This is a genomic window from Paenibacillus sedimenti (genome assembly GCF_014534655.1).
Taxonomy (GTDB): Bacteria; Bacillota; Bacilli; order Paenibacillales; family NBRC-103111; genus Paenibacillus_E; species Paenibacillus_E sedimenti.
Map to the genome: position 1 here is coordinate 638,854 of NZ_JACVVD010000001.1, position 26,259 is coordinate 665,112.

The 26,259-nt window shown below is 48.2% G+C and carries 18 protein-coding genes and 1 pseudogene; 13 read left to right on the top strand and 6 right to left on the bottom strand.

Annotated features, from left to right (window positions below):
- The first annotated feature begins 132 nt into the window (after positions 1-132).
- Positions 133-1,755: a DUF3502 domain-containing protein gene (locus tag ICC18_RS02235; protein ID WP_312029468.1), complete on the top strand. Its 1,623-nt coding sequence runs from the start codon at positions 133-135 to the stop codon at positions 1,753-1,755.
- 131 nt (positions 1,756-1,886) lie between these two features.
- Here the strand turns inward: ICC18_RS02235 and ICC18_RS02240 are convergent, their stop codons facing one another.
- The 4 genes from ICC18_RS02240 to ICC18_RS02255 form a co-directional block, all read right to left on the bottom strand.
- Positions 1,887-3,245, bottom strand: a complete 1,359-nt coding sequence (locus ICC18_RS02240; protein WP_188172742.1) for a hypothetical protein — start codon at positions 3,243-3,245, stop codon at positions 1,887-1,889.
- An 81-nt stretch (positions 3,246-3,326) separates the two neighbouring features.
- The gene (locus ICC18_RS02245; RefSeq protein ID WP_188172743.1) at positions 3,327-3,749 is read right to left on the bottom strand and encodes a GNAT family N-acetyltransferase; all 423 of its coding nucleotides are present in this window, start codon (positions 3,747-3,749) and stop codon (positions 3,327-3,329) included.
- Between the two features lie 43 nt (positions 3,750-3,792).
- Complete coding sequence (locus ICC18_RS02250; RefSeq protein WP_188172744.1) at positions 3,793-4,983, bottom strand: PASTA domain-containing protein; 1,191 nt, start codon at positions 4,981-4,983, stop codon at positions 3,793-3,795.
- Positions 4,984-5,132: 149 nt separating this feature from the next.
- Positions 5,133-8,429, bottom strand: coding sequence for a glycoside hydrolase family 44 protein (locus ICC18_RS02255; RefSeq protein WP_188172745.1), 3,297 nt, complete (start codon positions 8,427-8,429; stop codon positions 5,133-5,135).
- Positions 8,430-8,629: 200 nt separating this feature from the next.
- Between ICC18_RS02255 and ICC18_RS02260 the strand changes: the two genes are divergently transcribed.
- From ICC18_RS02260 to ICC18_RS33565, 8 genes and pseudogenes are all read left to right on the top strand, one after another.
- The gene (locus ICC18_RS02260; protein ID WP_188172746.1) at positions 8,630-10,273 is read left to right on the top strand and encodes a hydroxysqualene dehydroxylase; all 1,644 of its coding nucleotides are present in this window, start codon (positions 8,630-8,632) and stop codon (positions 10,271-10,273) included.
- 43 nt (positions 10,274-10,316) lie between these two features.
- Positions 10,317-15,017, top strand: a pseudogene (locus ICC18_RS02265) (AAA family ATPase); the annotation flags it as partial.
- 3 nt (positions 15,018-15,020) lie between these two features.
- Positions 15,021-15,524 (top strand): sensor histidine kinase, encoded by a 504-nt coding sequence (locus tag ICC18_RS34700; protein ID WP_376745605.1) that lies wholly within the window; start codon positions 15,021-15,023, stop codon positions 15,522-15,524.
- Positions 15,525-15,550: 26 nt separating this feature from the next.
- Positions 15,551-16,003 (top strand): cupin domain-containing protein, encoded by a 453-nt coding sequence (locus ICC18_RS02270; RefSeq protein ID WP_188173199.1) that lies wholly within the window; start codon positions 15,551-15,553, stop codon positions 16,001-16,003.
- Positions 16,004-16,193: 190 nt separating this feature from the next.
- Positions 16,194-17,270: a Gfo/Idh/MocA family protein gene (locus ICC18_RS02275; RefSeq protein WP_188172748.1), complete on the top strand. Its 1,077-nt coding sequence runs from the start codon at positions 16,194-16,196 to the stop codon at positions 17,268-17,270.
- Positions 17,271-17,295: 25 nt separating this feature from the next.
- On the top strand, positions 17,296-18,378 hold the full coding sequence (locus ICC18_RS02280; protein WP_188172749.1) for a Gfo/Idh/MocA family protein: 1,083 nt from the start codon (positions 17,296-17,298) through the stop codon (positions 18,376-18,378).
- Positions 18,379-18,538: 160 nt separating this feature from the next.
- On the top strand, positions 18,539-20,032 hold the full coding sequence (locus ICC18_RS02285) for an alpha-N-arabinofuranosidase (RefSeq protein WP_188172750.1): 1,494 nt from the start codon (positions 18,539-18,541) through the stop codon (positions 20,030-20,032).
- A 92-nt stretch (positions 20,033-20,124) separates the two neighbouring features.
- The gene (locus tag ICC18_RS33565) at positions 20,125-20,316 is read left to right on the top strand and encodes a DUF6171 family protein (protein ID WP_312029482.1); all 192 of its coding nucleotides are present in this window, start codon (positions 20,125-20,127) and stop codon (positions 20,314-20,316) included.
- A 116-nt stretch (positions 20,317-20,432) separates the two neighbouring features.
- Here the strand turns inward: ICC18_RS33565 and ICC18_RS02290 are convergent, their stop codons facing one another.
- On the bottom strand, positions 20,433-20,771 hold the full coding sequence (locus ICC18_RS02290) for a L,D-transpeptidase (protein WP_188172751.1): 339 nt from the start codon (positions 20,769-20,771) through the stop codon (positions 20,433-20,435).
- A gap of 196 nt (positions 20,772-20,967) precedes the next feature.
- Here ICC18_RS02290 and ICC18_RS02295 point away from each other — a divergent pair, with 196 nt between their 5' ends.
- From ICC18_RS02295 to ICC18_RS02310, 4 genes are all read left to right on the top strand, one after another.
- A complete protein-coding gene (locus tag ICC18_RS02295) occupies positions 20,968-21,897 on the top strand; it encodes an EamA family transporter (RefSeq protein ID WP_188172752.1) in 930 nt (309 codons plus the stop codon).
- A 278-nt stretch (positions 21,898-22,175) separates the two neighbouring features.
- The gene (locus ICC18_RS02300) at positions 22,176-23,642 is read left to right on the top strand and encodes an RICIN domain-containing protein (protein WP_188172753.1); all 1,467 of its coding nucleotides are present in this window, start codon (positions 22,176-22,178) and stop codon (positions 23,640-23,642) included.
- Between the two features lie 151 nt (positions 23,643-23,793).
- Complete coding sequence (locus ICC18_RS02305; RefSeq protein ID WP_188172754.1) at positions 23,794-24,438, top strand: HAD family hydrolase; 645 nt, start codon at positions 23,794-23,796, stop codon at positions 24,436-24,438.
- Between the two features lie 62 nt (positions 24,439-24,500).
- The gene (locus tag ICC18_RS02310) at positions 24,501-25,040 is read left to right on the top strand and encodes a GrpB family protein (protein WP_188172755.1); all 540 of its coding nucleotides are present in this window, start codon (positions 24,501-24,503) and stop codon (positions 25,038-25,040) included.
- 128 nt (positions 25,041-25,168) lie between these two features.
- Here ICC18_RS02310 and ICC18_RS02315 read toward each other — a convergent pair whose 3' ends face one another.
- A complete protein-coding gene (locus ICC18_RS02315; protein ID WP_188172756.1) occupies positions 25,169-26,119 on the bottom strand; it encodes a metallophosphoesterase family protein in 951 nt (316 codons plus the stop codon).
- Between the last annotated feature and the right edge of the window lie 140 nt (positions 26,120-26,259).

The following is a 26,259-nucleotide window of genomic DNA, read 5'->3' on the forward strand; positions in this document are numbered from 1 at the left end:
CGGGAAGTCCGGTACTCACGTAGAACCCCTCTACGCTCCGTTCCTCCTTCTCCGGGTATCGTCCAACCTTCTCGGTTCTGAAAGCGGACTTTTTAAACTTCATTATTAAACACAATAGGGAGGCAAAAACAAATGGTCATGAAAACAAAAAAAGTGTGGAATGCCGCGATAGCGGGAACGCTGGCGTTGAGCCTGGCAGCCTGCAGCAGCACAAGCAGCACGAACAATACAGCTACGAATGCGCCGGATAAAGGGAGTGGAACGACGAATAAACCGGCAGCAACGACATCCGCCGATGCGGGCAAAATCGATACTTCGGAATTCCAGACGATCTCCTACGTTATGCTGGGGGATAAGCCGAAAAATGGCCAGCTTGAGAAGGTAATGGACAAAATCAATGCCATTCTGAAGCAAAAAGTGAATGCGAAGCTGGAGATCAAATGGGTGGAGTGGGCCGATTGGCAAACGAAATACAACCTGCTGTTAGCTTCAGGCGAGCCCGTGGATTTGATTACCGTTGCAACGGATTGGCTGGATACATGGCAAAATGCGCAAAAAGGAGCGTTCATGCCGCTCGACAAACTGCTGCCGACTTATGCGCCGCAAACATGGAAAGAAGTTCCGCCGGAAAACTGGGCTGAAACGAAGTACAAAAATCAGATCATGCTCATTCCGGAAGATCATTACACGCAATGGGTCAATCACGGATTCCTATACCGTGGCGACTGGGCCAAAGAGTTCGGCATTACGGAACCGATCAAGGATTGGGAGACGCTCGGTAAGTACTTCCAGAGCGTGAAGGACAAGAAGCCCGGCGTCGTTCCTTGGGATGTAAACAGTACGGGTACAGGCAGTATCGGCGGCTATATCAATTCCTACACCGATGCGATCGAAATGCCGGTCAATACGGGCATGTTCCCTCTGGTCTATGGAAAATCATATGATGAGAAATATAAGGCTTACAGCCCGTTTTTCGATGACACGTTCGTGAATTATGCCAAGCTGATGAAAGAGTGGGGAGACAAAGGCTTTTGGCGCGACGATGTCTTGAACTATAAAGGCGACAACCGTCAAGCGCTTGAAGCGGGCAAGTCCAGTGTGGATCAGCACCACACCCAAACATTCCTGGGCGAGCGGATCAAAATGGATAAGCTGCAGCCGGGTTCGGATCTTCAATTCTTTCCGTTTTCAGCTACTCGCAATAACCTGGTTTCCATGTCCATTACACATGGCGGTACCTCGATCGGCGCGAAAAGCAAGCATCCTGAGCGTGCTTTAATGGTCTACGAACTGATCCGCCAGGATCCGGAAGTGTATAAGCTGATGAATTACGGATTGGAGGGCGTCCAATATGTCATTAAGGATGGCAAACGTTATCGTCCGGACGGCTATGATGTGCAAAGAGACGACTTCTACAGTAATTTCTGGGGTGGCCGTATTGACAAGAACGAAATTCCTGATGGGAATGAATATGCCGGGAAAAAAGATATTTATGCTTCCTACGACAAAATCAAAAAGCCATACCCGTATGGCAGATTCGTCTTTGATAAAGCCCCTGTCAGCAACGAGCTGACGGCAATTACGCAGATCGTGGGTCAAAAGGGGCCAGCCATTATATTTGGCAAAGCTGGCGACCCTGTGAAAGCAGTTGAGGATTTCCGCGCCAAATTGAAAGCTGCCGGTTTTGACAAAGTGATGGGAGAGATACAGAAACAGCTGGATGCGTACAAACAATTAGTGGAAAGCAGTAAATAAGACGAAACGAATGAATCGATTGGTCAGTATGCCTATACGACCGACTGCCGTTATGAGCATTAACGATTGATTATACGCGAAAAAGAAAAGCAGTTGAGTGGGAATTCCACACAGCTGCTTTTTTCACGTGCTTATTTAAAGTCACCCATTAAGTAATTATAGAAAGGTTCGTCAACCCAGAATTCGTAGGAATCCACTTTAAAGCCAGGGTTAATTTTATTGATGCCGGCTACGACATCGGCAGCTTTTTCACTCAGAGAGAAGGACTGCGCGTAATAGTGCCCTTTGCTGATTTTATTATTGGCAATCACTTTGTAGTCCTTCATATCGGTCAAAGAATAGTAAAGCGGCTGCCACCAGGAGGAGTAGATAAGACCCTTTTGATCTTCGCTGTTCTTTTTGGCATATTGGAAAATCACTTGTTGGAACTTGATTTTCTGCTCAGCGTTATCGAATTCAAATTCGATGTCGTACTCTTTGGCATAGGCAATGAAGTTGCCGTTCTCGATTTGCACGACTTGGTAATCATCGGATTGCGTCGGTTCGCCCCATTCCTTCAAATAAATGAAAGCGGACGTTTTCGGCTCAAGTTGAACTTTCGCCTCAATGCCTTCGCTACGCAGCAGACCGATCAACTGCAAGGCATGCGTAATATCGGAGTGTCCATAAGTGAGGGAGAGCTTCTGATCAAAATGCGCATCAAAGCGCGAATCCTTCAAATTGTAGCCCGTTACCAGGTTCTGTTTCAAAGCAGTATCGAAAACGGCACGCAAATCGCTTGCCGTAATCAAATCTTCAGTACCCCAAGCTTCATTTACTTTGCGGAAAATATCATCATCATTCGTAGTTCCGATATAATTTTTATACAGACCTTGGAAGGAAAGGACTTTGCCAAGCAACTCACTTGCAAAGCTATCATCCGCTGCTGCCTCCGGCTTGAATGTCGCGAACCGTTCGGAGGAGAGGAGGCCGGTATCTACAGCAGCCGCAAGCTCTTGCGAGGCTTGAAGCGTGAGCCCGTTTTCCTGATCGTAATCGATGTGTAACTTGGCCAGAGCGGCTTTTATTTTAGCTTGCGGATATGTATAAGCGAGTTCTTTCAAGCCGGCGGCTTTCAACGCAATGAAAGTGGCCTGAAGCTGTGTGAGCGGTTGTTCACCTTGCAACTTGCTTTCCGTGAGAATCCCTTCTTCGAACAAAGCCATAGCGGCTTCATAATAGGGGCTATCTTTTTGCAAGTCGGTAAACTTGTTTTCTTGTTCTTTGGCATCCAAATGTAAAATGCGGTCAACAGCATGGACGAAATCGCCTTTGGACAAGGTGCCTGACAAGCTGAGGCTATAATTGTCTTGCAAAAACTGCTTGTACGCTGCAGCAGAATCCGTTGCGTCAGCAGCAAAAACTGACGAGCCGAATGAAGATACAGTAGACAATAGAACTGCGGTTAATGCGACCGTGCGTACAGTTTTAATAGAGTGTAGCAATTTCATAGATAAGTGCACCTCCGATTTTTGTTAATTCATATAGGATTAGTATGGTTTATTTATAGCAGGTATCTATATAGGTGTCAATCACGAATCAATCGCATTTGCAAAGCTTTTTTCCATGATGACATAAGCTTGTCCGTCTTTCGTGAATATGTCGGAAGTCTCTTTCAATCCGAATCTCGCGTAGAAGTCTGTTTTATTGCTTCTTGCATTGCACCAAATCTTCTGCACACCCCGGGCTTGCGCCTCATCCATCATGTATTGAAGCAGTTTGCTGCCGTAACCTTTGCCCTGCTCTTGATCCAGCGTTGCGAATTTGCGAAATTGTGCTTGATGCCGATTAATAAACAATGAAATAACGGATACCAGACGTTCCCCGGCAAAAAAACCGTAATGAATGCCCTCGTCATCGTCCTTCAATTTGACATAATTCATGTCCTTGTCCGGCCACATGACCCTATGTCTGACTTCCCAAGCCATTTCTTTCGTTATGTTTCGAATACTCATAGAGATCCTTCCTTCCTAAATCACTTCATACTGCGCTCCTAGCTCACTGGCTTCCTTTACTCACCCAAAATGTAACTGTGTCTCCTTGCATACCTTTTGTTCCGGCCGCCGGGTCCTGCTTGGTTACAGTCCCCTTAGGCGCAGTGCCTGCCTCCAAAAAGTACTTATAACGCAAACCGTCGGCTAAAGCCTGCTTCTCCGCATCGGCAAGAACCATTCCTACGAGATTCGGAATGATAACCTCTTTGTTTTGCTCCTTGTCCGTTACCGAGCCTTTGGGCGAGCTCGTCGCTTGTTCGGGACTTGGGCTTGGTGTCGGCATCACCGCAGCAGGTTTAACGGACTGGCTTGGTGTGACGGATACTTGACGGTCCGATTTGGAAAAGGAAGGCCACAAGATCCATATGACAAAGATGGCCGCAACAAAGAAAGCAGCGGCGCCCACGCTTTTTCTTTTATAAAAGCGAAGTTTTGGGACAGGCTCATTTTGGATGGGCGACCTGGATGGCAGAGGGGGCTGCTCCTCATCGATAACGCTAATCGACTGTAGTTTACGTAAACCGAATATGAGCGTGGATAATGACGCCTGTCCTTGGCTGGCGGGTTTAACCAGCTTGATTAATGCGTCTTTTTGCTCCATCGTTGCCGATGGGATTTGGATACGCTCCAAATGGGTATGCATGGCTTCAAAGGGATTCACCATTTCCGTCTTTCCGGAAAGAAGCTGGACCAACAAACCGCAAAGTCCTCTTACCCCTTGTGTCTGCGGGGCTCCTTCATCCCAATAATTAATGACGGAGATTCGTCCGTTCTCGCCATACCATAAGTTTTCTAAGCTCACAGAAAAGCCGGTGACCTGCTCCTCCATAGAATCCAGCATGGATACGCCGAGATCGGTAACTAAGCTGATGATTTGATCGAAAGTCCAGAGTCGGCTTCTCAATTGTTCAGCGAGTAGATGTCCGGGCTTCTGCTGAAGGATGATGAGTAAGGTACGATCTTTGAATGAGGTATCGAGTATGTGTAGGAAGCCGTCATGATTAAAAGAAGAGGTACGTTTAAATTTATGCAGGTACGTATCAGCTGACTGACCTTCTTCTAGCTCGGTGGAATAAATGACGATTTTGCGATTTAAATATAAATCTTCGCCGTTATGTAAAACTCCATTATGTAAAGTGGTTATCAGTGAATTAGAAACATATCGATTTCCTATACGTCTATCCAATCTATCCATTGTGAATCCATCCTTTCTTATACAACATACTATTCGCAGGTAAAGGGGGATTTGAGTTCAACGTATTATCATATAGTATACCTGAAGGAACGCCGGATAGAAACAAAGGACAGCGCGAGCGCTAGGGCTCGGCTGTCCTTTTGTCTTCTTTAGCGAGAAGCTTTCAAAACGATATGGCATGCTGTTAATTTTGGAACGGTATACGTAAATGAACTGCCGTTGATGTCCGCAATAGGCTGTCTTTCCGTAACCTCGGAGCTGGTCTGATCGAATGCCCACACGCGTGCTGTTGTGTATCCTGCTCCAGCGATGTTGAATACGGCATTCATGTCGTAGTCCATGTTTTTATTAAGCACAATGAGATGCAGGTCATTGTTGCTGTCCTTAAAAACGGAGCCGTAGATGGAGCTGTTCTCGATATCGGAAGTTTCGGCTTTCACCTTCGTGTCGCCGAACGTACCATTGTTTCCATCGTAGTTCGTGTACAGATTCAATGCGGAGGAGATATAGGCCGAACCTGATTGGGCGTCCGTCATTCTCCAGAAATTGGCCATGTAGACGCCATATTTCCCGTATATGCCGAACACATCGGCTTGCGCGATTCCGCCATAAATGTTGTTTTCAGCGCCATAGTTATACTCGGTGAAAGCTAATTTCGTTCCGGGATTGTAAGTGTCAATGGATTGCTGCAATCGAGGGATCAATGGGAAGAAGGAGCTGTAATCTTTGAACAACCAGCTGTTCGACTCTGTATAGCTGGTATCCCACAGCTGCCTTGGCGCTTGGAGGCGCGCTTTATTCGTCGCTAGGTTGTCGCTGCCGGCAGGGTCTTGGATTCGTTTGCCGCCAAGCGAAGCATCGCCGGAAGTTTCCGGATACCAGTGCGTATCCAGAACATCAAGCAGACGCTTGTTTTCCTGCGCTGAAGCAGCGCGGAATTGATCCAGATAATAGTCAAGGTACCAACTATAGTTTCCTTTCAAGGCAGGCCAGTCGCTGGCCACGTACATGCTGTGCATATCGTCGAATCCGTAGGTGACGGGCCCGAATATTTGGGCGCTCGAATCGACGTTTTTCACGGCTTTTGCCGTATCGAGACCTTTATTCAGCACTTCGGCCGCTTTTGGCCGCTCAGGGTGCATATAGTGATGCGTTTTATGCCAGAGTCCAGGTTCGTTGTCGAGCTCGTAACCTTTAATGCCTGTAGGCGTCGATGCGTTTCCGAATTTGTTCGTGAGGTAATGAACGAACTCATCGATATAGACGCGGTTATCGTTCAAATCCGGCTGAAGGCTGAGCGGACCGTTTTTGGCAGCTTGCACGAGTACCCATCTGGAAGAAGGGGCTGTCTCTGACTGGGTGACATAACCGTTCTTATCCTTGGCAACATAACCCGCGGTTTGCAGCGTAACAAGCGAATACGCGTCTTTGGTTAAAGATTTTCGGTGGAAGCCAGTGAAACCAATGCCTGGCTCCGAGGAATCCTGTCCCCACGGAACGCCGCCGTAGTAATGGGCTACATAACCATCGCTATGGTGACCGGCGTCATCGCCAGAGTTCGAAGCGTTGTTTTCCCAGTTATACGTGGATAAACGATTGCCGCCAATTCTTCTGGCCGTCCAGTTGTTAGAATCGGAGAGATCATCATTTGTTCCGTAAATAAAAGGGGAGATTGGTACACGATCCGCGGAAGGATCGATGCTGAAGTTAACACTGAAAGGACCGTTCGGGGTATTCGTTGTGCCCAGCGTAAGTAGTGTACTCCAATCGCCGATCGTCGTGTTTTCTTTGGCTCTTACCCGGTAGGTGTGTGTTGTACCCGGCGTCAAATTCGTATCGTTGTAGGAGGCATTCATGCCATTGTCGATGACAAGACCGTCAATCTCAATGTCGTATCCGGTAATAACGGCATCGGGAGCATCCCAGGTTAACGTAATGGCTGTATCTGTTCTCTTCGATTTCACGTTGACCGGAGCGGGGATGTTTTGCAGGCCGGTTGTTTTCACGGATACGGCGGAGCTCCAGACGCCAACCTTGCCGTCTTGATGCGAGCGGACGTAATAAGTGTGGCGTGTACCGCTTTTCAACCAGTTATGAACAAAAGAAGTGTTGACCATATTCTCGTGCAGCACGCCGTCTGCCAAAACATCATAGCTGGTTGCTCCTTGAACCGCATTCCAAGATAACGCGATGGAAGTATCGGCCGGTGAAGCCGCGATGTTGCTTGGAAAAGCAGGAAGATCCAGCAGCGTCGGCTCTGTTCCCCACTTCAGATTACCGGATACATAGCCGGTTGCTTTATCGCTATCCGTTATTTCCGTAGTACCGGTATATGAATAATCGTTGGATTGATCAAAATTGGACCAATCGCTTTTGTTTATCCACGTGTTCATTAGTACATCCGCTCCGGGAGCTAGCGTTCCGGCGGCAGGAGTAAAGCTGATTTCCAGATAACGGTCGGCCGTTGCGGATGGGATCGGCATTTTCACAAATTGGGTGATAACGCTGGTTTGATAGGCGGGAACGGAGCACCAAAAACCGATGGATAGCGGCTTTTCTTCACCATCAATGGTGAAATAGTAACGAATTGCGAGGTCGCTGAGGTTAATCGGGGTATTGCCCGTATTCGTGATTTTAAAGTTTGGCCCCAGCATAACGCCAGTAGGGTTATTACCGGTGTTAACGGCAACTTTAATGCCGTTTGTCGGCGAAACAACGATATCGGGTAAAGTTTGAACGGTTACCGGTGCACTCCATGCACCAGGGGTTGTTCCATTTGCAGCTCGTACTTTGTATGTGTGTGTTGTGTTCGCTTGGAGATTGCTATGCGTGTAAGAGGTTGATGTGACCCCAGGAGCGATGATTCCATCGGTCTCAACCTCATAGGCGGTTGCTCCGGCTACCGGATTCCAGGTCAGCGTAACGTCATTTTTTTGCGTGGTGGCTTGCAATTGCTGAGGAGCTGGAAGTGTAGGCTGTGGATCAGGCTCTCCACCAGTACCTCCGGTGATTTGGACGCTTGCAACACCGGCGAACCATTGATTGATGTTCGGATTCCATCCGGCTCCGAAGATGCCCAAGCTGATGATATAAGTTCCTTGCGGAAGGCTTGCAGGTACTTTCCAGTTGACCGGAACAGTCTTGGCTTCACCTGCGGTGACGTTAATGTTATCGACAACAATCTGATCTACACGTTTGAGGGAAGCGTCGAATATTTCCATATCGATCATGACGGCGGTTGTTTCGGATGAGGTGAGATTGACTTGTACGGTGGTGGTTGAGGCAGCAGGGATTGGCGATGAGGCGGCTTGCGCGGATACTTGGATATCGGCTGCTGCCTCTGCGTAAGGCGGGGCGCCGAAGTAGGTGAGGCTGGTTACCATCATCATACAAGCGATGAGGAGTGCCGCCATTCGGCGCGGTTTTGGGGGTATTGAACGTGACATGATTCAATAATCCTTTCTCTATTTAATTTTTCCTGCATGCAGCAGGTTGACACGAATGACATCGTAACATATTTATCTGGGGAATTATGTGTTTAAACTAACAAAACTTAAAAAAGTTATGTCTATGCTTCAAAAGACCTAGATGATATTATGGTTTCATCTGACAATTTTACATAAGGCAACATAACGAGAGGGGAAAAATGATGAAAAAAGTCGCAATATTGGGAGGCGGTGTCGCTGGATTAAGCGCCGCACATGAATTGATTGAAAGAGGGTATGCGGTATCCGTCTATGAATTTAAATCGATCCCGGGTGGCAAGGCAAGAAGCATGCCTTTTACGGGAAGCGGGATTGGCGGCAGACGGGATTTGCCCGGAGAGCACGGTTTCCGTTTGTTCCCTCGGTTTTACAGACATGTGATCGATACGCTCAAACGCATTCCTTACGGCGAAGATACCGTTTACGATAACTTAATGGAAGTGACGCGTCTGGATATCGCTACGTTTACGGCACCGCTGCTGCCGCTCTTGGCCAAAATTCAGTTCACGTTCGATGATTTCAAAGTGATTATCAAGGATTTGTTCGATAGCCGGTTGGGCTTATCCCTGGCCGACATGGAACAATACGGGGACAAGCTCTGGCAAATTATGACGAGCTGCGAACAGCGGATTCAAGAGGAGTATAATCTGATCGACTGGTGGACTTTCATTGAAGCGCAGGAACAGTCGGAGGCATTCCAGAAAATTTTTGCCGGATTTACGAAAACGCTCGTCGCCTGCCAATCCAAAATCGCGAATACCCAAACCGTCGGGCCTGTTGCGGTTCAGATGACGATGGATATTACGACGCCAGGTACGAGCTTTGTGCGCCTGCTGAACGGCCCGACCAACGATAAATGGATTTATCCTTGGCTGACCTATCTTCGGGATCAAGGTGTTGACTACCGCATATCCGCCGAAGTAAAAAGTATGGATTGCGTAGACGGCGCGATCACGGGCGTTACGATTTTGGAAGAGGGACGTACATATGTTGTCGAAGCCGATTATTACATAGCTGCATTTCCCGTAGAAGTGATGGCTGCCTTCGTAACGGATGAGATGCTGCAAGCAGACCCGGGGCTAGAAGGGATAGTAAAATTAAAAGATTCCGTCGCTTGGATGAACGGCATCCAGTATTATTTGAAAGAGGATGTGACGATCACGCACGGTCATGTCATTTATTTGGATGCGCCTTGGTCGCTAACGTCTGTCTCCCAGAAGCAGTTCTGGCCGGATGTCAACCTGAGCGAGTACGGTGACGGCAATGTGAAAGGCATTTTATCTGTCGACATTTCCGATTGGGAATCGCCGGGCATATTGTACGGCAAACCTGCCATGGAATGTACGGCGGAGGAAATCAAGGCTGAGGTTTGGGCCCAAATGAAAAAAAGCCTGAATGTCGACGGCGCCGTCATATTAGAGGATGAAGTTCTTCATTCATGGTTCCTGGATACCGATATTCATTTTGATAACCCGCACGGAGTCGTCAATATGGAGCCATTGCTTATTAATAAAGTGGGTACATGGGACTTGCGGCCGAACGCATACACGGGCATTCCTAACTTGTTCTTAGCCTCCGATTATGTACGGACGAATACCAATCTTGCCACGATGGAAGGCGCTAATGAAGCGGCAAGACGAGCGGTCAATGCGATACTTGAAAAAGATGGCCGGGCCGAGGATTTGTGTGAGATTTGGGAAATGTACAGATTTGAAGCTTTAGGAATCGATTGGCTCAAACGCTGGCGCAAGCATGACCAGCATCGCTATGATAAAGGGCTTCCGTGGGACGGGAAGCTGCTGTAATGCTTAAGGGTCACTTTTTGGGGACTTTGTTGGGAGGTTCATCATGTTTACATTGCCCGAATACGATGTGATCAGGCAAATTTATCAGGGCGACCGTACTGTGCTTTACCGTGCTTCTCATCGTCAGTCGATGGAAAAGGTCATCATCAAGATGCTTCGCAACGAATTCCCGACACCGCCTGAGCTTTCGAGAATGAAAAGGGAATATGAGATTGGGAAACACCTGCAGATTCCCGGCATCGTGAAGCCGTTAGCGCTTCTCAAGCATCAGAACAGCGTTGCGCTCGTGTTGGAAGATTTCGACGGCGAGACGCTATCGGCTTATTTTCCTGTATTTCGCCAGTCGCTGCCTACCTTTTTGACGGCGGCTATTCAACTGGTCAAGATTGTTGGAGACATTCATCATCGTTTCGTCATTCATAAAGATATTAAACCAAGCAATATTATCATCAATCCGGAAAAAAACATTATGAAACTGGCTGACTTCAGTATTTCTTCGTTTTCCAAAGAGCGGCAGGAGATGCTGGATCCCTCGATGCTGGAAGGAACGCTGAGTTACATGTCCCCCGAACAGACAGGCCGCATGAACCGGATCATCGACTACCGTTCAGACTACTACTCATTAGGCGTCACCTTTTATGAGATGCTCACCGGCCGTCTGCCGTTTCAGACGGAAGATCCCGTGGAGCTGATTCATTGTCATTTTGCGGTTTCCCCGGCGCCGCTTGACAGTTTGCGCATGGGCATACCGAAGCCTTTGTCCGATATCGTGAAGAAGCTGCTTGCCAAAAATGCGGAAGACCGCTATCAAAGCGCATTCGGCATCATTCAAGATCTGGAGCGCTGCTTGGCGATGTGCGAGAAGCGGGAAGGAATGGAGTCTTTCGAGGTTGGTCAATCGGATATGACCGATGTGTTCCATATTCCACATAGGCTTTACGGAAGAGAACGAGAAATCGAAAAATTGCTGCAGGTGTATCAGCGTGCCGTGCAAGGATCGCTTGAAGCGGTTTGGGTTTCTGGTGAGTCCGGAAATGGGAAATCGTTCCTCATCGCAGAGACGATGAAGACGATTATGAACGATAATGGCTGGTTCCTTTCCGGCCGTTTTGAACCGAATAAACAGCAGATTTCCTATTATGCGTTATCCAGGGCATTGCGTCAGTTGGTACGGCAGCTGCTTACTGAAAAAGATGAGCAGATCGAACTTTACAGGCAGCGCCTGAAAACCCTTCTCGGCACGAGCGGGAAGGTGCTGATTGAGCTGGTTCCGGAGCTTGAGCTTCTGATCGGCGAACAGCCGCAAGCAAAGCCGCTTCCGCCGCAAGAGACGCAAAACCGGCTGCATTATTTACTGCAGCAGTTTCTCATTCTTTTTGCTGTGAAAGAGCGACCCATCGTCTTGTTTCTCGATGATCTCCAGTGGGCCGATACCGGATCGCTTCAGTTTCTCGAAATGCTCCTGTGCGACTCACAGATGCAGTATTTTCTGTTCATTGGTTCTTATCGAAGCGATCGTGAGTGTATAACCCAATCTTCAGAACATGCGCAATGGATGGATAAATTGCCGTCTCGACTGGTTTCGGAGTCTATCGCGTTGAAATCATTACAGATTGAGGCGGTCCGGCAGCTTGTCGCGGGAGCGCTCAGAATCGAGTTGCAGCAAGCTGCCCAGCTGGCAGAGCTCGTTATGGAGAAAACCGGGGGGAATCCATTTTTCGTTAAGCAATTTCTGGTCACCCTATATGAACAAAGCTTGCTGACATTCAGCTATGTTGCCAAACGGTGGGTTTGGGACATGGAAGAAATTCGGAAATTGCGGATTACCGATAATCTGATGTTTCTTTTGGCTGAGAAGCTCCTCCGGCTTCCGGAGAGGACGCAGCATTTGCTGCGCTTAGCCGCATGTTTAGGCGTAACATTTGATCTTGAAGCGCTTGGTATTGTAACGGGGACGCCTTTCACGAATGTGCTGCGCGAGCTTGAAGGGCCGATTCAGACCGGATTAATCATTCCGGTAGGGACGGACTACAAATTTTTCAGCGAATTGCACGATGATGCGGAAGCGAAGGACATCCGTTTCACCTTCGTGCATGATTCCATTCAAGAAGCGGTGTACGGATCGATTGAAGCGTCAGCCCTGACGGAGATGCACCTGAGCATGTCCTTCAAGCTGTTGAGCGATTTGCCGGATATCGAGGCCGGTCAACGCCTTTTTGAAGTCGTCAATCATATGAATATCGGATCCGATTTGTTAAGCAAACATGAACAGCGTATACGGCTGATGGAGTTGAATTTGGCTGCGGGGAGAAAAGCGAAAGCATCCAATGCGTACAAGTCCGCTCTGGAATACTATAATAAAGCGATTGTCTTGTTGCAGCAAAAAGAAGGCAGCACTCTATGTGATCAGAGCTTTGTCATACGGTTGGAAACCGCCGAGGCGCTGTATTTAAATGGCCAGGCCGATGAAGCGGAAAAATTATATTCGCTTTTGCTTGCCGCTGCTCCAACTGAAGAGCTTAAGCTGGAATTGTACAATTTGCAGGTTATTTTGTATACCAATGTCGGCAAGCAGCATAAGAGCGTAGAGGTGGGACTGGAGGCATTGTCCAAGCTAGGCATACGGATTCCAAGCAAGCCGACAGATCTGCAAATTTTTCAGGAGTATTTGAAGCTCAAGCTCATGATTGGCCGCAAAAGTACATCGGATCTGTACAATTTACCGTTATTGAATGACGAGTATATGCTTAAACTGATGAACCTTATGATGAGCGTAGCGATCTCGGCGTACTTTACGAATACGAATCTGTACGTGTTATTCATGTTTACGATGACCAAGTATTCATTGAAATACGGCAATTCACCGGCGATGTCATATGTTTATACGTGTTATGGTCTTATCCTCGGCTCAGGATTTGGAGACTATCAACGGGGCTATGAGTATGGCTTGCTTGGTGCCAGATTGAATGCGAAGTTCCAATCCCATCAGTATCGCAGTAAAAGCCATTTCTCCTTCGGGCTGTTTGTCAGCTCTTGGGTGAAGCCTTTTCAGGTTTGTATGGATCATTTGCAGGAATCGTTCCGGAGCGGAATTGAGGACGGTGATTTGGTCTTCACCGGATATGCGCTGACGTATCAAGTTCTGGTCCAAGATATTCGGGGCGTGCCTCTTATTGAAGTTTATGAAGATTTGTCCAAGCACTACCGGATTTTGGAGCAAACGAACCATCATGATACGCTGTTAATGCTGGAGATGCTCCGCATGGTCATTCATAATCTGGAGGGGCAATCCTCCAATCCGTTAGTCATCGGTAAGGATGAGGAAGAGGAGAAGCGCTTCTTGAAAAAGTTGGAAGTGCATCCGAATCAAGTGATCTTGCATGTTTACTCGGTCAAAAAGATGATGCTATACTATTTGTTCGGTCAGTATGAAGATGCCGTCAAAACCGGCATGGCCGCCGAAGCGATGCAAACCGTCTCGTTTGGATTGTTTCACATTCCTGAGCAATATTTCTATTTGGCGCTGTCGATTACGAGTATTTATAAAAAAGCATCCATACACGAACGTAAACTATACAGCAAGCAAATGTCCAGGATGCTGCGGAAAATGGATAAATGGGCCGCGAATTGTCAGGAAAATTATTTGCATCTTAGCCTTTTGATGCGAGCGGAGTGGAATCGCGTAACCGGCCAATTCCAAAAGGCGGAACTGGGTTATGAAGCATCTATCCGACAAGCGCGGGAGCAGGGCTTCATCCAGCATGAAGCGTTAGCCTGCGAGCTTGCGGGCAAACTGTACAGAGACGCTTTGCGCGAGAAAATCGCCAAAACCTACCTGACGGATGCCTATTACGGGTATCTCAGCTGGGGGGCAAAAGCCAAGGCGGACGAGCTAAAGCTTCGCTATCCGACCTATTTAACATCGCTCAAAGAGTCGCAAGATTGGAGCACGACGAAGATTAGTGACTATTCGCTTCAAGCGCTTGATTTTGTGACGATTATGAATACTTCCCGATCATTATCCAGTGAAGTCAACCTGGAGCAGCTGCTGAAACGGCTTATGGAAATCGTGACCTACTCATCAGGGGCGGAGCGTTGTATTCTCGTCTTGAAAGATCGCGAAAATCTTTTCGTTGAAGCGGAAATGCGGACGGAATCATTGGCCCGTGAAGGAAAAGAATTCAGCAAAGTAACCTCTGTGCCTCTGGAAACGAGAGAAGATTTGCCGGCTGCCGTCATTCAATATGTGGCTCGGACGAAAGAAGGCGTCGTCCTGGACGATGCGGCCAATAAAGGATTTTTTACGCATGATCCTTACATTCGGAATGTTGAAAGCAAGTCGATCTTCTGCGAGCCAATTCTGCATCAGGGCAATCTGGTCGGTGTGCTGTATCTTGAAAATAATCTCATCCGCAACGCCTTTACCTCCGAACGGCTTGACATTATCAAACTTCTGTCAGCTCAGGCTGCAATCTCCATCGAGAATGCGCGGTTGTACAATGATTTGGAGGCAAAAGTCAGAGAGCGGACGAATGAACTCACATTGATGGAGACTTCGCGTCGCGATTTGCTTTCCAACATATCGCATGATCTAGGCACGCCGCTTACTTCCATCCAAGGATATGTAGAAGCTATACTTGATGGCGTCATCCAGGATCCGGATGAGCAGCGGAAGTACCTGTCGGTCGTCCACATGCGCATTGTCGGCATTCAGCGTCTAATCACGGATTTATACCAGCTGAGCAGGTTGGAAACGAAACAATTCCACTTCCAGCTGGCTCCGACGACGAGCGGAGCCATGGTCAGGCAGCTTTTCGCCAAATACGAATTGGATGCGGCGAATGCCGGCATTGCCTACACGTTGGATATGCAGTTCATTGAAGGCGAAGACATGCTGTTGACCGTCGATACCGACCGCATTGAGCAGGTGTATGCGAATATTTTGTACAATGCGATAAAGTTCACGCCCAAAGGCGGGAATATCGGCGTCCATGCGGAGATTGCAGGGGAGCCGAGTGAGCTTATCATCCGGGTTACCGATTCCGGTGTGGGGATTAGCGAAGAAGATCTTCCGCACATTTTCGAACGCTTCTATAAAGCTTCCAAATCCCGCAGCACGACGGGGGGCAGCGGTTTGGGGCTAGCCATCGCCAAGGAAATCGTGCAATACCATGGCGGCCAGATTTGGGCGGAAAGCCGTCTGGGCCAAGGCTGCAGCATTTCGTTTTCACTTCCTGTGCATCGGATATAATAAAGAGAAAAGAGAGAAACCATATGATAACCAAACAACTATCGCCACTTGTTCAAGCGTTGGATTTAAAGCCTCACCGGGAAGGCGGATGGTACAAGGAGCTTTGGAAAGCATCCTTCGAAATCCCGAAAGACGTATTGAACGATGCTTATTCCGGCTCGCGTTATGCGGCGACTTCGATCTATTTTCTGCTTCATCCGGACGAATACTCGGAGTGGCACACCGTATTGTCTGATGAATTATGGCTATGGCATTCAGGCAGCCCCCTCGTGCTCACGCTGGGCGGAACGGGCGAGTATCCTGAGACAGCGCAGGAAATCATTCTCGGCCCCGATGTGCTGAATGGTCAGCAGCCGCAAGCGCTTGTTCCGGCGAATGTGTGGCAGAAAGCGAAGCCTCTTGGGAATGAGCCTGTGTTCGTATCCTGCGTAGTCGCACCAGGGTTTCATTACGACGATTTTAAGTTGATCGGCCAATAAACGATCCAGACCGGAAACGGAGTCCCTTCCTTGAAGGAGGCTCCGTTTTTCTTTGACCGATGTCGCATTTTCGTACTTTCCTTGTCCTGAAGTTAGACTAAAATTATAAGTTTTCCTGTGCTACATTAATGACAGATGTCTTCATTTCACATAGAGGCAGAATGAAGTTTGCGGGAAAAGAGGGATTTAGATGAGCAGGAAGTTAAAGATAGGAATTATTGGCAGCGGCGGCATAGCCGGCGCCCATGTTAAAGCTTACCGAGAGCTGAGTGATGTCGAAATTGTTGCTGTCGCCGATGTCATACCGGACAAGTCAGCTCAATTTGTGAGTCATTGGAATCTGACTTCTGCGCGAGCTTTTGACGATTATAAACAGCTTCTTGAGCTCGAACTAGACGCAGTGAGCATCTGTACACCGAATGTCGCACATTATCAGACAACTCTGGATGCCCTCCGTGCAGGCAAGCATGTCATGTTGGAAAAGCCGATGTCCGTTACGCTGGAGGAAGCGGTGGAAATGGCGCAAACGGCTGCGAAGACGGGGTATATGCTCAATGTTGGATTTCAACCGAGATATGACCCGAACATGAAGATCATCCAGGATCTGGTTCAATCCGGGCAATTGGGCAAGGTTTACTACGTGGAAACCGGCGGAGGGCGCCGCAGAGGAATGCCTGGCGGTACGTTCATTCGCAAGGACATTGCCGGAGCTGGGGCGATCGCAGATATCGGCTGCTACTCGCTGGATATGGCGCTGAATGCAATGGGCTATCCGAAACCGCTTACCGTATCCGCTTACAGCTCGAATCATTTTGGGACGAATCCAAAATTTCATAAAGAGGCAAGCCAATTCGACGTCGAAGACTTCGGTGTTGCAATGGTCCGCTTCGAAGGAGATCTCGTTCTCAACTTCAAAATATCCTGGGCCATGCATATGGATACGCTTGGACCGACGATCTTTCTCGGTACCGAAGCCGGACTTAAAGTCACACCGGCAGGGAAAGGGTCCTGGAGCGGAGTGTTCGACGGTAAGGTCGGTTCCATCACGATGTATCATGATGTTAGAGGCCACCATACGGAAAGCGCGATCCCACTCATTGAACACAACAAAAACGTGTTTCATGAGAAAGTGCGCGATTTCGTGGAGGCTGTGCAAGAAGATAAGCCGGCGCCGATCCCGGGGGAACTCATCGTACGCAACCAAGCCATTATCGATGGCATCCTTCGCTCCTCCCAATTGAAGCGCGAAGTCGATATTCAATTATAATTTGAACTATTCAGGAGGTACTCTTATGTCTCAAATTTATCGTATTGGAATTATTGGCTGCGGCGGAATTGCCAATGGTAAACATATGCCCAGTCTGAAAAAACTGGCTAACGTGCAAATGGCAGCGTTTTGTGACATCGTTGCTGAACGCGCGACGAAAGCGGCTGATGAGTATGGCGATGAAGACGCGAAAGTATACGCTGATTACCGAGAGCTGCTGCAGGATCCTACTCTGGACATCGTACATGTTTGTACGCCGAATGATTCCCATGCTGTAATCGCCATTGCTGCTCTAGAAGCAGGCAAGCATGTCATGTGCGAGAAGCCTATGGCCAAGACTGCTGCTGATGCGAAACGTATGGTCGAAGCGGCTAAGCGTTCCGGGAAAAAACTGACGGTCGGATACAACAATCGCTACCGGGCAGACAGCTGGCACCTAAAAGAGCTCTGTGAACAAGGCGAGCTTGGTGATATTTATTTTGCCAAAGCACATGCTATTCGCAGGCGAGCAGTTCCAACCTGGGGCGTGTTTCTCGATGAAGAAAAACAAGGCGGAGGTCCGCTCATTGATATCGGCACGCACGCGTTGGATTTAACGCTCTGGATGATGAACAACTATAAGCCCAAAGTTGTGCTGGGTACCGCATATCACGAGCTGTCCAAACGAGAGAATGCTGCCAACGCCTGGGGGCCTTGGGATCCCGGCAAATTTACGGTCGAGGATTCAGCTTTCGGTATGATCGTAATGGAAAACGGAGCAACCATTATTCTAGAATCCAGCTGGGCGCTCAATACGCTCGAAGTCGATGAAGCGAAGTGTTCATTATCCGGTACCGAGGGTGGAGCAGACATGAAGGGCGGTCTGCGCATTAACGGGGAAAAAAACAGCCGTTTATTCACTACGGATGTCGAATTAAAAGCAGGTGGCGTTGCCTTCTATGACGGCGCTTCAGTAAGTGCCCCTGACGTCGAAATGAGACTGTGGATCAAAGCGATTGAGGAAGATACGGAACCGGTCGTTACACCCGAACAAGCCTATGTCGTTTCGTATATTCTAGAGGCCATCTATGAATCGGCGCGCACTGGGAAAGCGGTATACTTGGATTAAGATGTGAAGGGAGGCCGTGTGCCTCTCTTTTTTTGTCGTCCATAATATTTTCTACATAAACAGTTGAATAGTTGAGAGTTAGCGATTAAAATAGAGATGTAATAATTGATATTGTTAATTAGTTAATTAAAATATTAATCCAAAAGGAGCGTGCACTACGATGACAACCTATGTAACGATTAATGCCGATATGGCGAAGGGTAAGATTAACCGTAACATTTATGGACATTTCTCCGAGCATTTGGGACGATGTATTTATGAAGGCATCTGGGTAGGCGAGGATTCACCTATTCCTAATACGAAGGGCATTCGAAACGATGTGCTGGCAGCGTTAAAAAAAATCAAAGTCCCTGTACTCAGATGGCCGGGCGGATGTTTTGCAGACGAGTACCATTGGAAAGATGGCGTTGGCCCGCTGGAATCGCGGAAAAAGATGATCAACACGCATTGGGGCGGCGTTCTGGAAAATAACCATTTCGGTACACATGAATTTTTATTGCTATGCGAATTGCTCGAATGCGAGCCATACATATGCGGGAATGTGGGCAGCGGAACTGTTCAGGAAATGTCGGAATGGGTGGAGTACATGACTTTTGACGGCGTTTCACCGATGGCGGACTGGCGCCGCTCAAACGGGCGGGAAGAGCCTTGGCGCGTTCGCTATTTCGGCGTGGGCAACGAAAACTGGGGCTGCGGCGGAAACATGCGTCCTGAGTATTACGCGGACTTGTACCGCAGATATCAAACGTACGTCCGTAATTACGGTGAGAATAAAATTCATAGAATCGCGTGCGGTCCGAACGTGGACGATTACCATTGGATGGAGACCTTAATGAAAGAAGCGGGCAAGATGATGGATGCCATCAGCTTGCATTACTATACGATTGCCGGTGATTCCTGGCAGCATAAAGGCAGTGCGACAGGGTTCAGTAATGATGAATGGTTCATAACGCTGGAGCGTACAAAACGTATGGACGAATTGATTCGCAAACATTCAGCTATCATGGACCAGTATGATCCTGAGAAACGGGTAGGTCTTATCGTGGATGAGTGGGGAACATGGTTCGACGTGGAATCTGGAACGAATCCCGGCTTCTTGTACCAGCAGAATACGATTCGCGATGCTTTAGTTGCAGGAATTAATTTTCATATCTTCCATGAGCATTGTGACCGTGTAGAGATGGCGAACATCGCACAAGTCGTTAACGTGCTGCAGTCCGTCATTTTAACCGAAGGTGAACGGATGTTATTGACGCCGACGTACCACGTCTTCGATATGTACAAGGTGCATCATGATGCGACATTGCTAAACACTCACTTGGTAAGTGACTATTATGAGCATGACGGTCGCAAGATGCCGCAAACCTCAGTATCCGCTTCAAAGGATGAGCAAGGTCGCATTCATGTCAGCTTATGTAATTTGGATCCTGCAGCAGGTAGCGATGTTCGAATTGAACTTAGAGGTATCGCAGGAGCGAGCGGTTTGAAGATTAACGGTACGGAACTAACTGCCAGTGCGATTGACGGTCATAACACGTTTGATCAGCCTGAAGCGGTAAAACCTCAGGCGTTCCATTCCTATTCTTTGGAAGGCAATGAGATTCGAGTGCAGTTATCCCCGAGATCCGTTACTGTGCTTGAAGTAACAGTTTAGGGCATTCGATGGAGCAAAACCGGCGATGCAAAGGTTGTCATGACCAGTATCAAATAACGGAGGAGCAAATATCACGCGTACTGTCGTCGCCAATGTTCCAATCGGTGGAACATTGTGTTACAGATTCCGTGTATCAACAGCGGCTGCTGGCCTGTACGGCCTGTCCTAAGCTGCTAAACGGAACAACCTGTTCCATCTGTGGTTGTATCGTTCGCATCGCGGCCAAACTTAAAGAACGCAGCTGCCCAAAACCGAGTGATAATCGGTGGCAGCTAATAGTATGACGTACGAGGAGGCGGGGGCTTTGCAGCCCTTGCTTTTTTTGCGCTGTAGCACTATTCCATTGGCTCAGGTGACATGAAAAAGCTCTCCGCGGTTGATGAACTGCGGGGAGCTTTTGTTATGGACGGATCGTCACACGGGTATGGATGGGAACAATTGCGGCTAGCTGCAGCACATCCTCATTATACATGCGAACGCAACCGTGCGATGTTCGTCTGCCAATCGATGAGGGATCGTTCGTACCGTGGATGCCATAATGCGGTTTGCTTAAGCCCATCCAGAATGCGCCGTACGGCCCCCCCGGATTGGCTTGTTTATTGATGATATAAAACTCCCCCGTAGGCGTTTTGGTTACCATTTTACCAATCCCCACAGGAAATCCCCGAGTAACGATATTCCCGTCCAAAAGATACAACTGGAAGTCCGACAGATCAATGATGATGCGATATTTCGGCATAGGGCCATCACCTCGATCTATACTATGTGCATTTGCTGAAAGGTGAAGGGCATCTGCCAGGTCTGTTTGCATGCGAATCGCGATTTTTTCGTAACGGTACACTCGATTTCATTCATGTTTTTCTGTATAATAGGATAATTCGAAAACGTGGCGGACTGGGCACAGTCCGTCTTTGTCATTTTCGCAAGGAGGTATCATGAAACATATCTTATTTGTGCTAGCCGGGGCAATCAGCTACGGCTTGTTATCAACGTTTGTGAAGAAGGCTTATGAATCAGGCTTTCACGTCGGCGAAGTCGTCGGCAGTCAAAATTTATTCGGTGTCGTCATGCTTTGGACCATGGTGCTGGCGACCGCAAAATCGGCCAGAGCAGATTTAACGCAAAACACGTTTAAAGTAGCGCCCAGTCAAGCGCTCAAGCTCATGGCCGTCGGTACTGCATCGGGCTTAACGGGAATGCTCTATTACGCGGCATTGCAGTATATTCCGGCATCTTTTTCCATCATTTTGTTGTTTCAGTTTACCTGGATGGGGATTCTTCTGGAGGCGATCATAGAGCGTAAGCGTCCAGGCAAGGATAAGATCATTTCGCTGCTGATTCTCTTTGTAGGGATCATTATGGCAAGTGGCTTTGTGGGCGGAACGCATGAGGCTACTTCATGGATCGGGATCGCTCTCGGCTTACTTTCAGCCGTTACTTACACGATGTTCATTTCGCTTAGCGGGAAAGTCGAGAACCACATCGCTCCGATTACACGCAGCGCGATCATGCAATCCGGCTCCTTCGTGCTGGTCATGCTGGTGTTTCCGCCGCATTTCCTCGTGAACGGAGCGCTGCATCAGGAGCTGCTGCCATGGGCGCTGCTTCTCGCGCTCTTCGGCGCCGTCATTCCGCCGTTGTTCTTCGCAATCGGCGTGCCGCGCATTGGCGGCGGGCTAGCCACGATTCTCAGTGCAGCTGAGCTGCCGGCGGCTGTGCTGATGTCTTTCGTCGTACTGAACGAGTCCGTCCATTGGCTGCAGTGGCTAGGTGTGGCAGTTACGATGTTCGGCATCTCACTTCCCGAACTCATGAAGAGAAGAAAGAATCGCCAGGCTATCATTAGCGCAAAAATCACCGTTTAACAGGCAATTCGATACGTTATGGGTAGGCATGAAATCGTGATGATTTTTCGCCTGCCTTTTTTTAGTTGTTCAAAAATTAATAATTATATGTACGAAAAGTTCATACATCACACAAATGTACAGTGGAAAATCGAGCACTGAATCCATTATGGTTATCGTCAAGGAGGTGATAGGCAAATCATTTTGAAAGCGCTTAATTCAATGCCGCAGGTTTTCTTGAAGCAGCTTGTAGCAAGGTCACATTCACGAAAAATGAAAGAGAGAGGAAGGATGAATGAATGAAAAGAAAACAGTGGGCTCGTTTGTTATGTTACATGCTCGTTGCTTTGCTCGGCCTGCAATTGCTAGGTGCATCCCTACTGGCTTCTAAGACAGAAGCGGCCGCTGTCAGCGTCCAGAATGGCATTCAATTTAAAGATACTAGCGGCAATGTCATTCATGCTCATGGCGGCGGTGTTATTAAAGTCGGCAGTTACTATTATTGGTTTGGCGAGAATCGCAATTCGGACGGTACGTTCAACGCGGTATCCTGTTACCGCTCGACCGATCTGAGGACTTGGGAGTTCCGCAACGACGTCTTGACGAAAAATTCGGCTGCAGAATTGAACGTCTCCAATATTGAGAGGCCGAAGGTCATTTATAACAGCTCAACCGGCAATTTTGTCTTGTGGATGCATTGGGAAAACGGAGTGGACTACGGCCAAGCTCGCACGGCTGTCGCCTATTCGAGTACGGTAGACGGCAATTATACGTATCAAGGCAGTTTCCGTCCGCTCGGTTACGATTCCCGCGATATGACAGTTTATAATGATAACGGAACGGCTTATCTCATATCCGCGACGAGAGTTAATGCTGATTTGAATATTTATAAGCTGACTTCCGATTTCCTTGGCGTCGATTCTCTCGTGCAGACACTTTGGGCCGGACAATATCGGGAAGCTCCGGCAATGTTTAAAAGGAATGGAGTTTACTTCCTGGTGACCTCGGGAGCGACCGGATGGGACCCTAATCAAGGCAAATATGCGACTGCAACTAGCATAACAGGCACTTGGAGCGGTCTTTCGAACTTTGGAGACAGCACAACATATGATTCGCAAAGCGCTTATGTGCTCCCGATTGAAGGATCCAGCACGACTTCATTCCTTTACATGGGCGACCGGTGGGGAGGGGCGATGGGCAGTAAGGTGATGGACTCCAGATATGTTTGGCTGCCACTTACGTTCCCGACGAGCACTTCACTCTCCATGAGTTGGGGCAGCTCGGTCACGATTGATACGGCCACAGGAACCATTACGGCATCTTCCCCAGCCATAGATACTAGCGCATATTATCTGCTAGAGAATCGTAATAGCGGAAGGGATTTGAACGTTCGTTCTCAAGGAACAGCTAATGGAGACGATCTTGAACAATATATGAACAATGGATGGTACAGCGGGCAATGGCAATTCGTCAGCGCCGGAAGCGGGTACTACAAAATTGTCAATCGCAACAGCGGCAGGTTGATTGGCGTTTCGAGCGGATCGACAGCCGACGGTGCGATCATCGAGCAGTGGGCAGATGGCGGATGGACCAGTCAACAGTGGCAAATTATCGATAGTGGCGGGGGGAATTTCAAGTTGAAGAATAGGGCCACCGGCAAGCTCATCGACATTTCCGGCGGTTCCAAGACAGACGGTGCCAATGCGATTCAGTGGACGGATAACGGCGGTAAAAATCAGCAATTCAGACTTTTGAAGGTCGAGTAGGCAAGACATCTCTATTAAGAACAGTACCCGGAATCGTACATATGTTGCGTTCCGGGTATTTTACAAATTCGTGGAAAAATTTACTTATTTCATGTAATGTTAGAGAGAAGGATGATCTAATTTATGGAGTTTGTTAGAAGGAGATCAAATCATGCTAAAAGGTTTTATATTCGACATGGACGGAGTCATCATCGACAGTGAACCGATTCATTTTGAAACTGATATGCAGACGATGAGTCATTTGGGGGCGACGATTACCAAAGAAGAGCTGGAAAAATTCGTCGGCATGACGAACCCTGAGATGTGGAAGATCATTAAACAAGAGTATCAATTGCAGCAAGAGATTGAGGACATTATTGAGTATCAAGTTACTCTGAAAGTAAATCTGCTGCGGGCAAGTCTTATTGAGCCTATTGAAGGAATCAGAGAGTTGATAAGCACTTTGAAAAAACATCGAATTCCTCTTGGCATCGCGTCCTCCTCGCCTCGAGTGTTTATTGAAGAGGTTTTGAGGAAGTTCGACCTCATAAGTTCCTTTGATTGTGTGGTGAGCGGAGAAGAGGTCGAGCAAGGAAAACCGGCACCGCATGTTTATTTGGAAGCAGCCGCCATGCTTGGCGTGGAGCCAGCCAGTTGCGTTGTTGTCGAAGATGCCAAGCATGGCGTCGCTGCCGCCAAAGCTGCGGGGATGACATGTTTTGGATTTATTAATCCGAATTCAGGTAATCAGGATTTGTCCAAAGCGGATTTTATTATCCATTCCATTCGTGACATCAAGATTGAAAATCTCATGTAAGTCTAAAGATTTCACATGCCATGGCTGCATCCCTATTTTTAAGTAGCAAGGAGAACTAATCTATGGACAATTGGCCTGTATGGGCAACCGAAGAGGTTGAAATCCAATCACCGAATCCTGAATGGCTTGAAAAAGGCAGGCAAGAAAGAGAACGCTTGTTAGAACTGCTGCTCCCGTTAGGCATTTTAGAGGTGGAGCATATTGGCAGCACATCCATTCCGGGCCTTCCCGCTAAACCGATCATTGATATAATGGCCAGCACTGAAGCCTTTCACAATTTAAATGAAATTATTGATGTGCTCTCGCAATTTGACTGGCATTATGTGCCGCCGGAGTTGGATGGTCGGGAGTGGAGGAGATTTTTTGTTAAGGTTCGGGACGATAAAAGGGCAGCCCATCTGCATCTCATGCTGAAGAACGAAGAACGATGGGGGCAACAGCTGCAATTTCGAGATATTTTAAGGAAAGATTACGACTTGGTTAACGAATACTCAGAGATAAAGGTTAGACTTGCGCAACAATTCAAGAACGATAGAGAAGCATATACGGAAGCAAAGACTCATTTTATTCAAAATGTATGGAGGGGAGCAAGCGGAGTTTAACCGCCTATTATGCAGGCGGTTTATTTGAATTTTTCTTCAACTCAATAGCATCGGTTTACTGGATACCGTCGGTATCGCGATTGGTCAAATCATCGGAGCCGGTGCATCATTTCCAAAAGATAGTTGGGTTAAACGCCTGGCAAATGTTCGGGTTGTTGGCTGATTACAGTGCCGTCTGCAAGCCGCAGCCATGTCTCGAAGGAGCGTTCACCTTGACGCAGTCGAATGATTCGCGCGCCCCTCGTGAAGCCTTCTTTGCCGTATGTGTTGTAGCCGGTTGCGCGACCGTAGCAGAGCCTTATGCCTTGCAGCTCCCCCCAATAGTCGTTGATATGGTCATGACCGGCGAATGTGCCCATTACATCTCCCAATTCAACCATGGAAGCGAACAGACCCGAATTCAAACGAGCGCAGCATACGTCCTCAAATTTGTTGCCATAGCAGGGTACGCTCTCCCATACTTCTTTATATTCCTGAAGCGGTATGTGAAAGAAGGCCAGAGCAGGCAATACGACTCCGTTCATCTGCTCGCGCAGCTTGACGGATTCTCCCGCGTACCACTGGATTTGGTCAGGACGAATCCAATCGTAACCAGGCACATGCGGGACTGGCGAGAGACAGCCCGAATCAAAAAAGTACAACGCGGCAGCAGTCGTTCCGTCAGTACCTGTAATGTGCAGAGCGTAATTGCCGATCCCATTCACTTCTGCAGGTCCTCGCTGCGTTACGGTATGAGGATGTTCCAGTACCGTTTCCATAAGCTCTCCTCGGGTAATTATAGATTCGGTATCGTGGTTGCCGAAAACTACGGCCCATGGGATCCCGCGCACTTCGACTGCGTGAACCGCATCGCGAAACGCTTGCAGCGGATGCTCGCAAACAGGATCCCCTGGGGTCACATAACCTGTATAGATGATGTCGCCGGTAAAGACAACAAGATCAGGTTGCTCGGCTTCCAGCACTTCTTCCATAAGACCGCGTGTTTGTTGGTCCTCGAAGCCTCCATTTTTCCAATGGAGATCAGTGAATTGCACAATCGTAAACGACCGATCTTCGCGAAAGGCAAGCTGATGCTTCATGATGGCAGCCCTCCTTGTTGGTTGTACACTAACTTATTTCTCATAAAAAGAATATGTTGAAGGGACGAATATTAATAAATGATTAGTTGCCATCGATCTTCTCATATCACCGTCGACACTGGTCTCGTAATATGGGATTA

Excerpts from the sequence above, each read along its gene's own strand:
- ICC18_RS02240 (WP_188172742.1), bottom strand. The coding sequence starts at position 3,245 with ATGAAATTGCTACACTCTATTAAAACTGTACGCACGGTCGCATTAACC.
- ICC18_RS33565 (WP_312029482.1), top strand. The coding sequence starts at position 20,125 with ATGTTCCAATCGGTGGAACATTGTGTTACAGATTCCGTGTATCAACAG.
- ICC18_RS02235 (WP_312029468.1), top strand. The coding sequence starts at position 133 with ATGGTCATGAAAACAAAAAAAGTGTGGAATGCCGCGATAGCGGGAACG.
- ICC18_RS02255 (WP_188172745.1), bottom strand. The coding sequence starts at position 8,429 with ATGTCACGTTCAATACCCCCAAAACCGCGCCGAATGGCGGCACTCCTC.
- ICC18_RS02310 (WP_188172755.1), top strand. The coding sequence starts at position 24,501 with ATGGACAATTGGCCTGTATGGGCAACCGAAGAGGTTGAAATCCAATCA.
- ICC18_RS02250 (WP_188172744.1), bottom strand. The coding sequence starts at position 4,983 with ATGGATAGATTGGATAGACGTATAGGAAATCGATATGTTTCTAATTCA.
- ICC18_RS02305 (WP_188172754.1), top strand. The coding sequence starts at position 23,794 with ATGCTAAAAGGTTTTATATTCGACATGGACGGAGTCATCATCGACAGT.
- ICC18_RS02275 (WP_188172748.1), top strand. The coding sequence starts at position 16,194 with ATGAGCAGGAAGTTAAAGATAGGAATTATTGGCAGCGGCGGCATAGCC.
- ICC18_RS02290 (WP_188172751.1), bottom strand. The coding sequence starts at position 20,771 with ATGCCGAAATATCGCATCATCATTGATCTGTCGGACTTCCAGTTGTAT.
- ICC18_RS02245 (WP_188172743.1), bottom strand. The coding sequence starts at position 3,749 with ATGAGTATTCGAAACATAACGAAAGAAATGGCTTGGGAAGTCAGACAT.
- ICC18_RS02300 (WP_188172753.1), top strand. The coding sequence starts at position 22,176 with ATGAAAAGAAAACAGTGGGCTCGTTTGTTATGTTACATGCTCGTTGCT.
- ICC18_RS02315 (WP_188172756.1), bottom strand. The coding sequence starts at position 26,119 with ATGAAGCATCAGCTTGCCTTTCGCGAAGATCGGTCGTTTACGATTGTG.
- ICC18_RS02295 (WP_188172752.1), top strand. The coding sequence starts at position 20,968 with ATGAAACATATCTTATTTGTGCTAGCCGGGGCAATCAGCTACGGCTTG.
- ICC18_RS02260 (WP_188172746.1), top strand. The coding sequence starts at position 8,630 with ATGATGAAAAAAGTCGCAATATTGGGAGGCGGTGTCGCTGGATTAAGC.
- ICC18_RS02280 (WP_188172749.1), top strand. The coding sequence starts at position 17,296 with ATGTCTCAAATTTATCGTATTGGAATTATTGGCTGCGGCGGAATTGCC.
- ICC18_RS02285 (WP_188172750.1), top strand. The coding sequence starts at position 18,539 with ATGACAACCTATGTAACGATTAATGCCGATATGGCGAAGGGTAAGATT.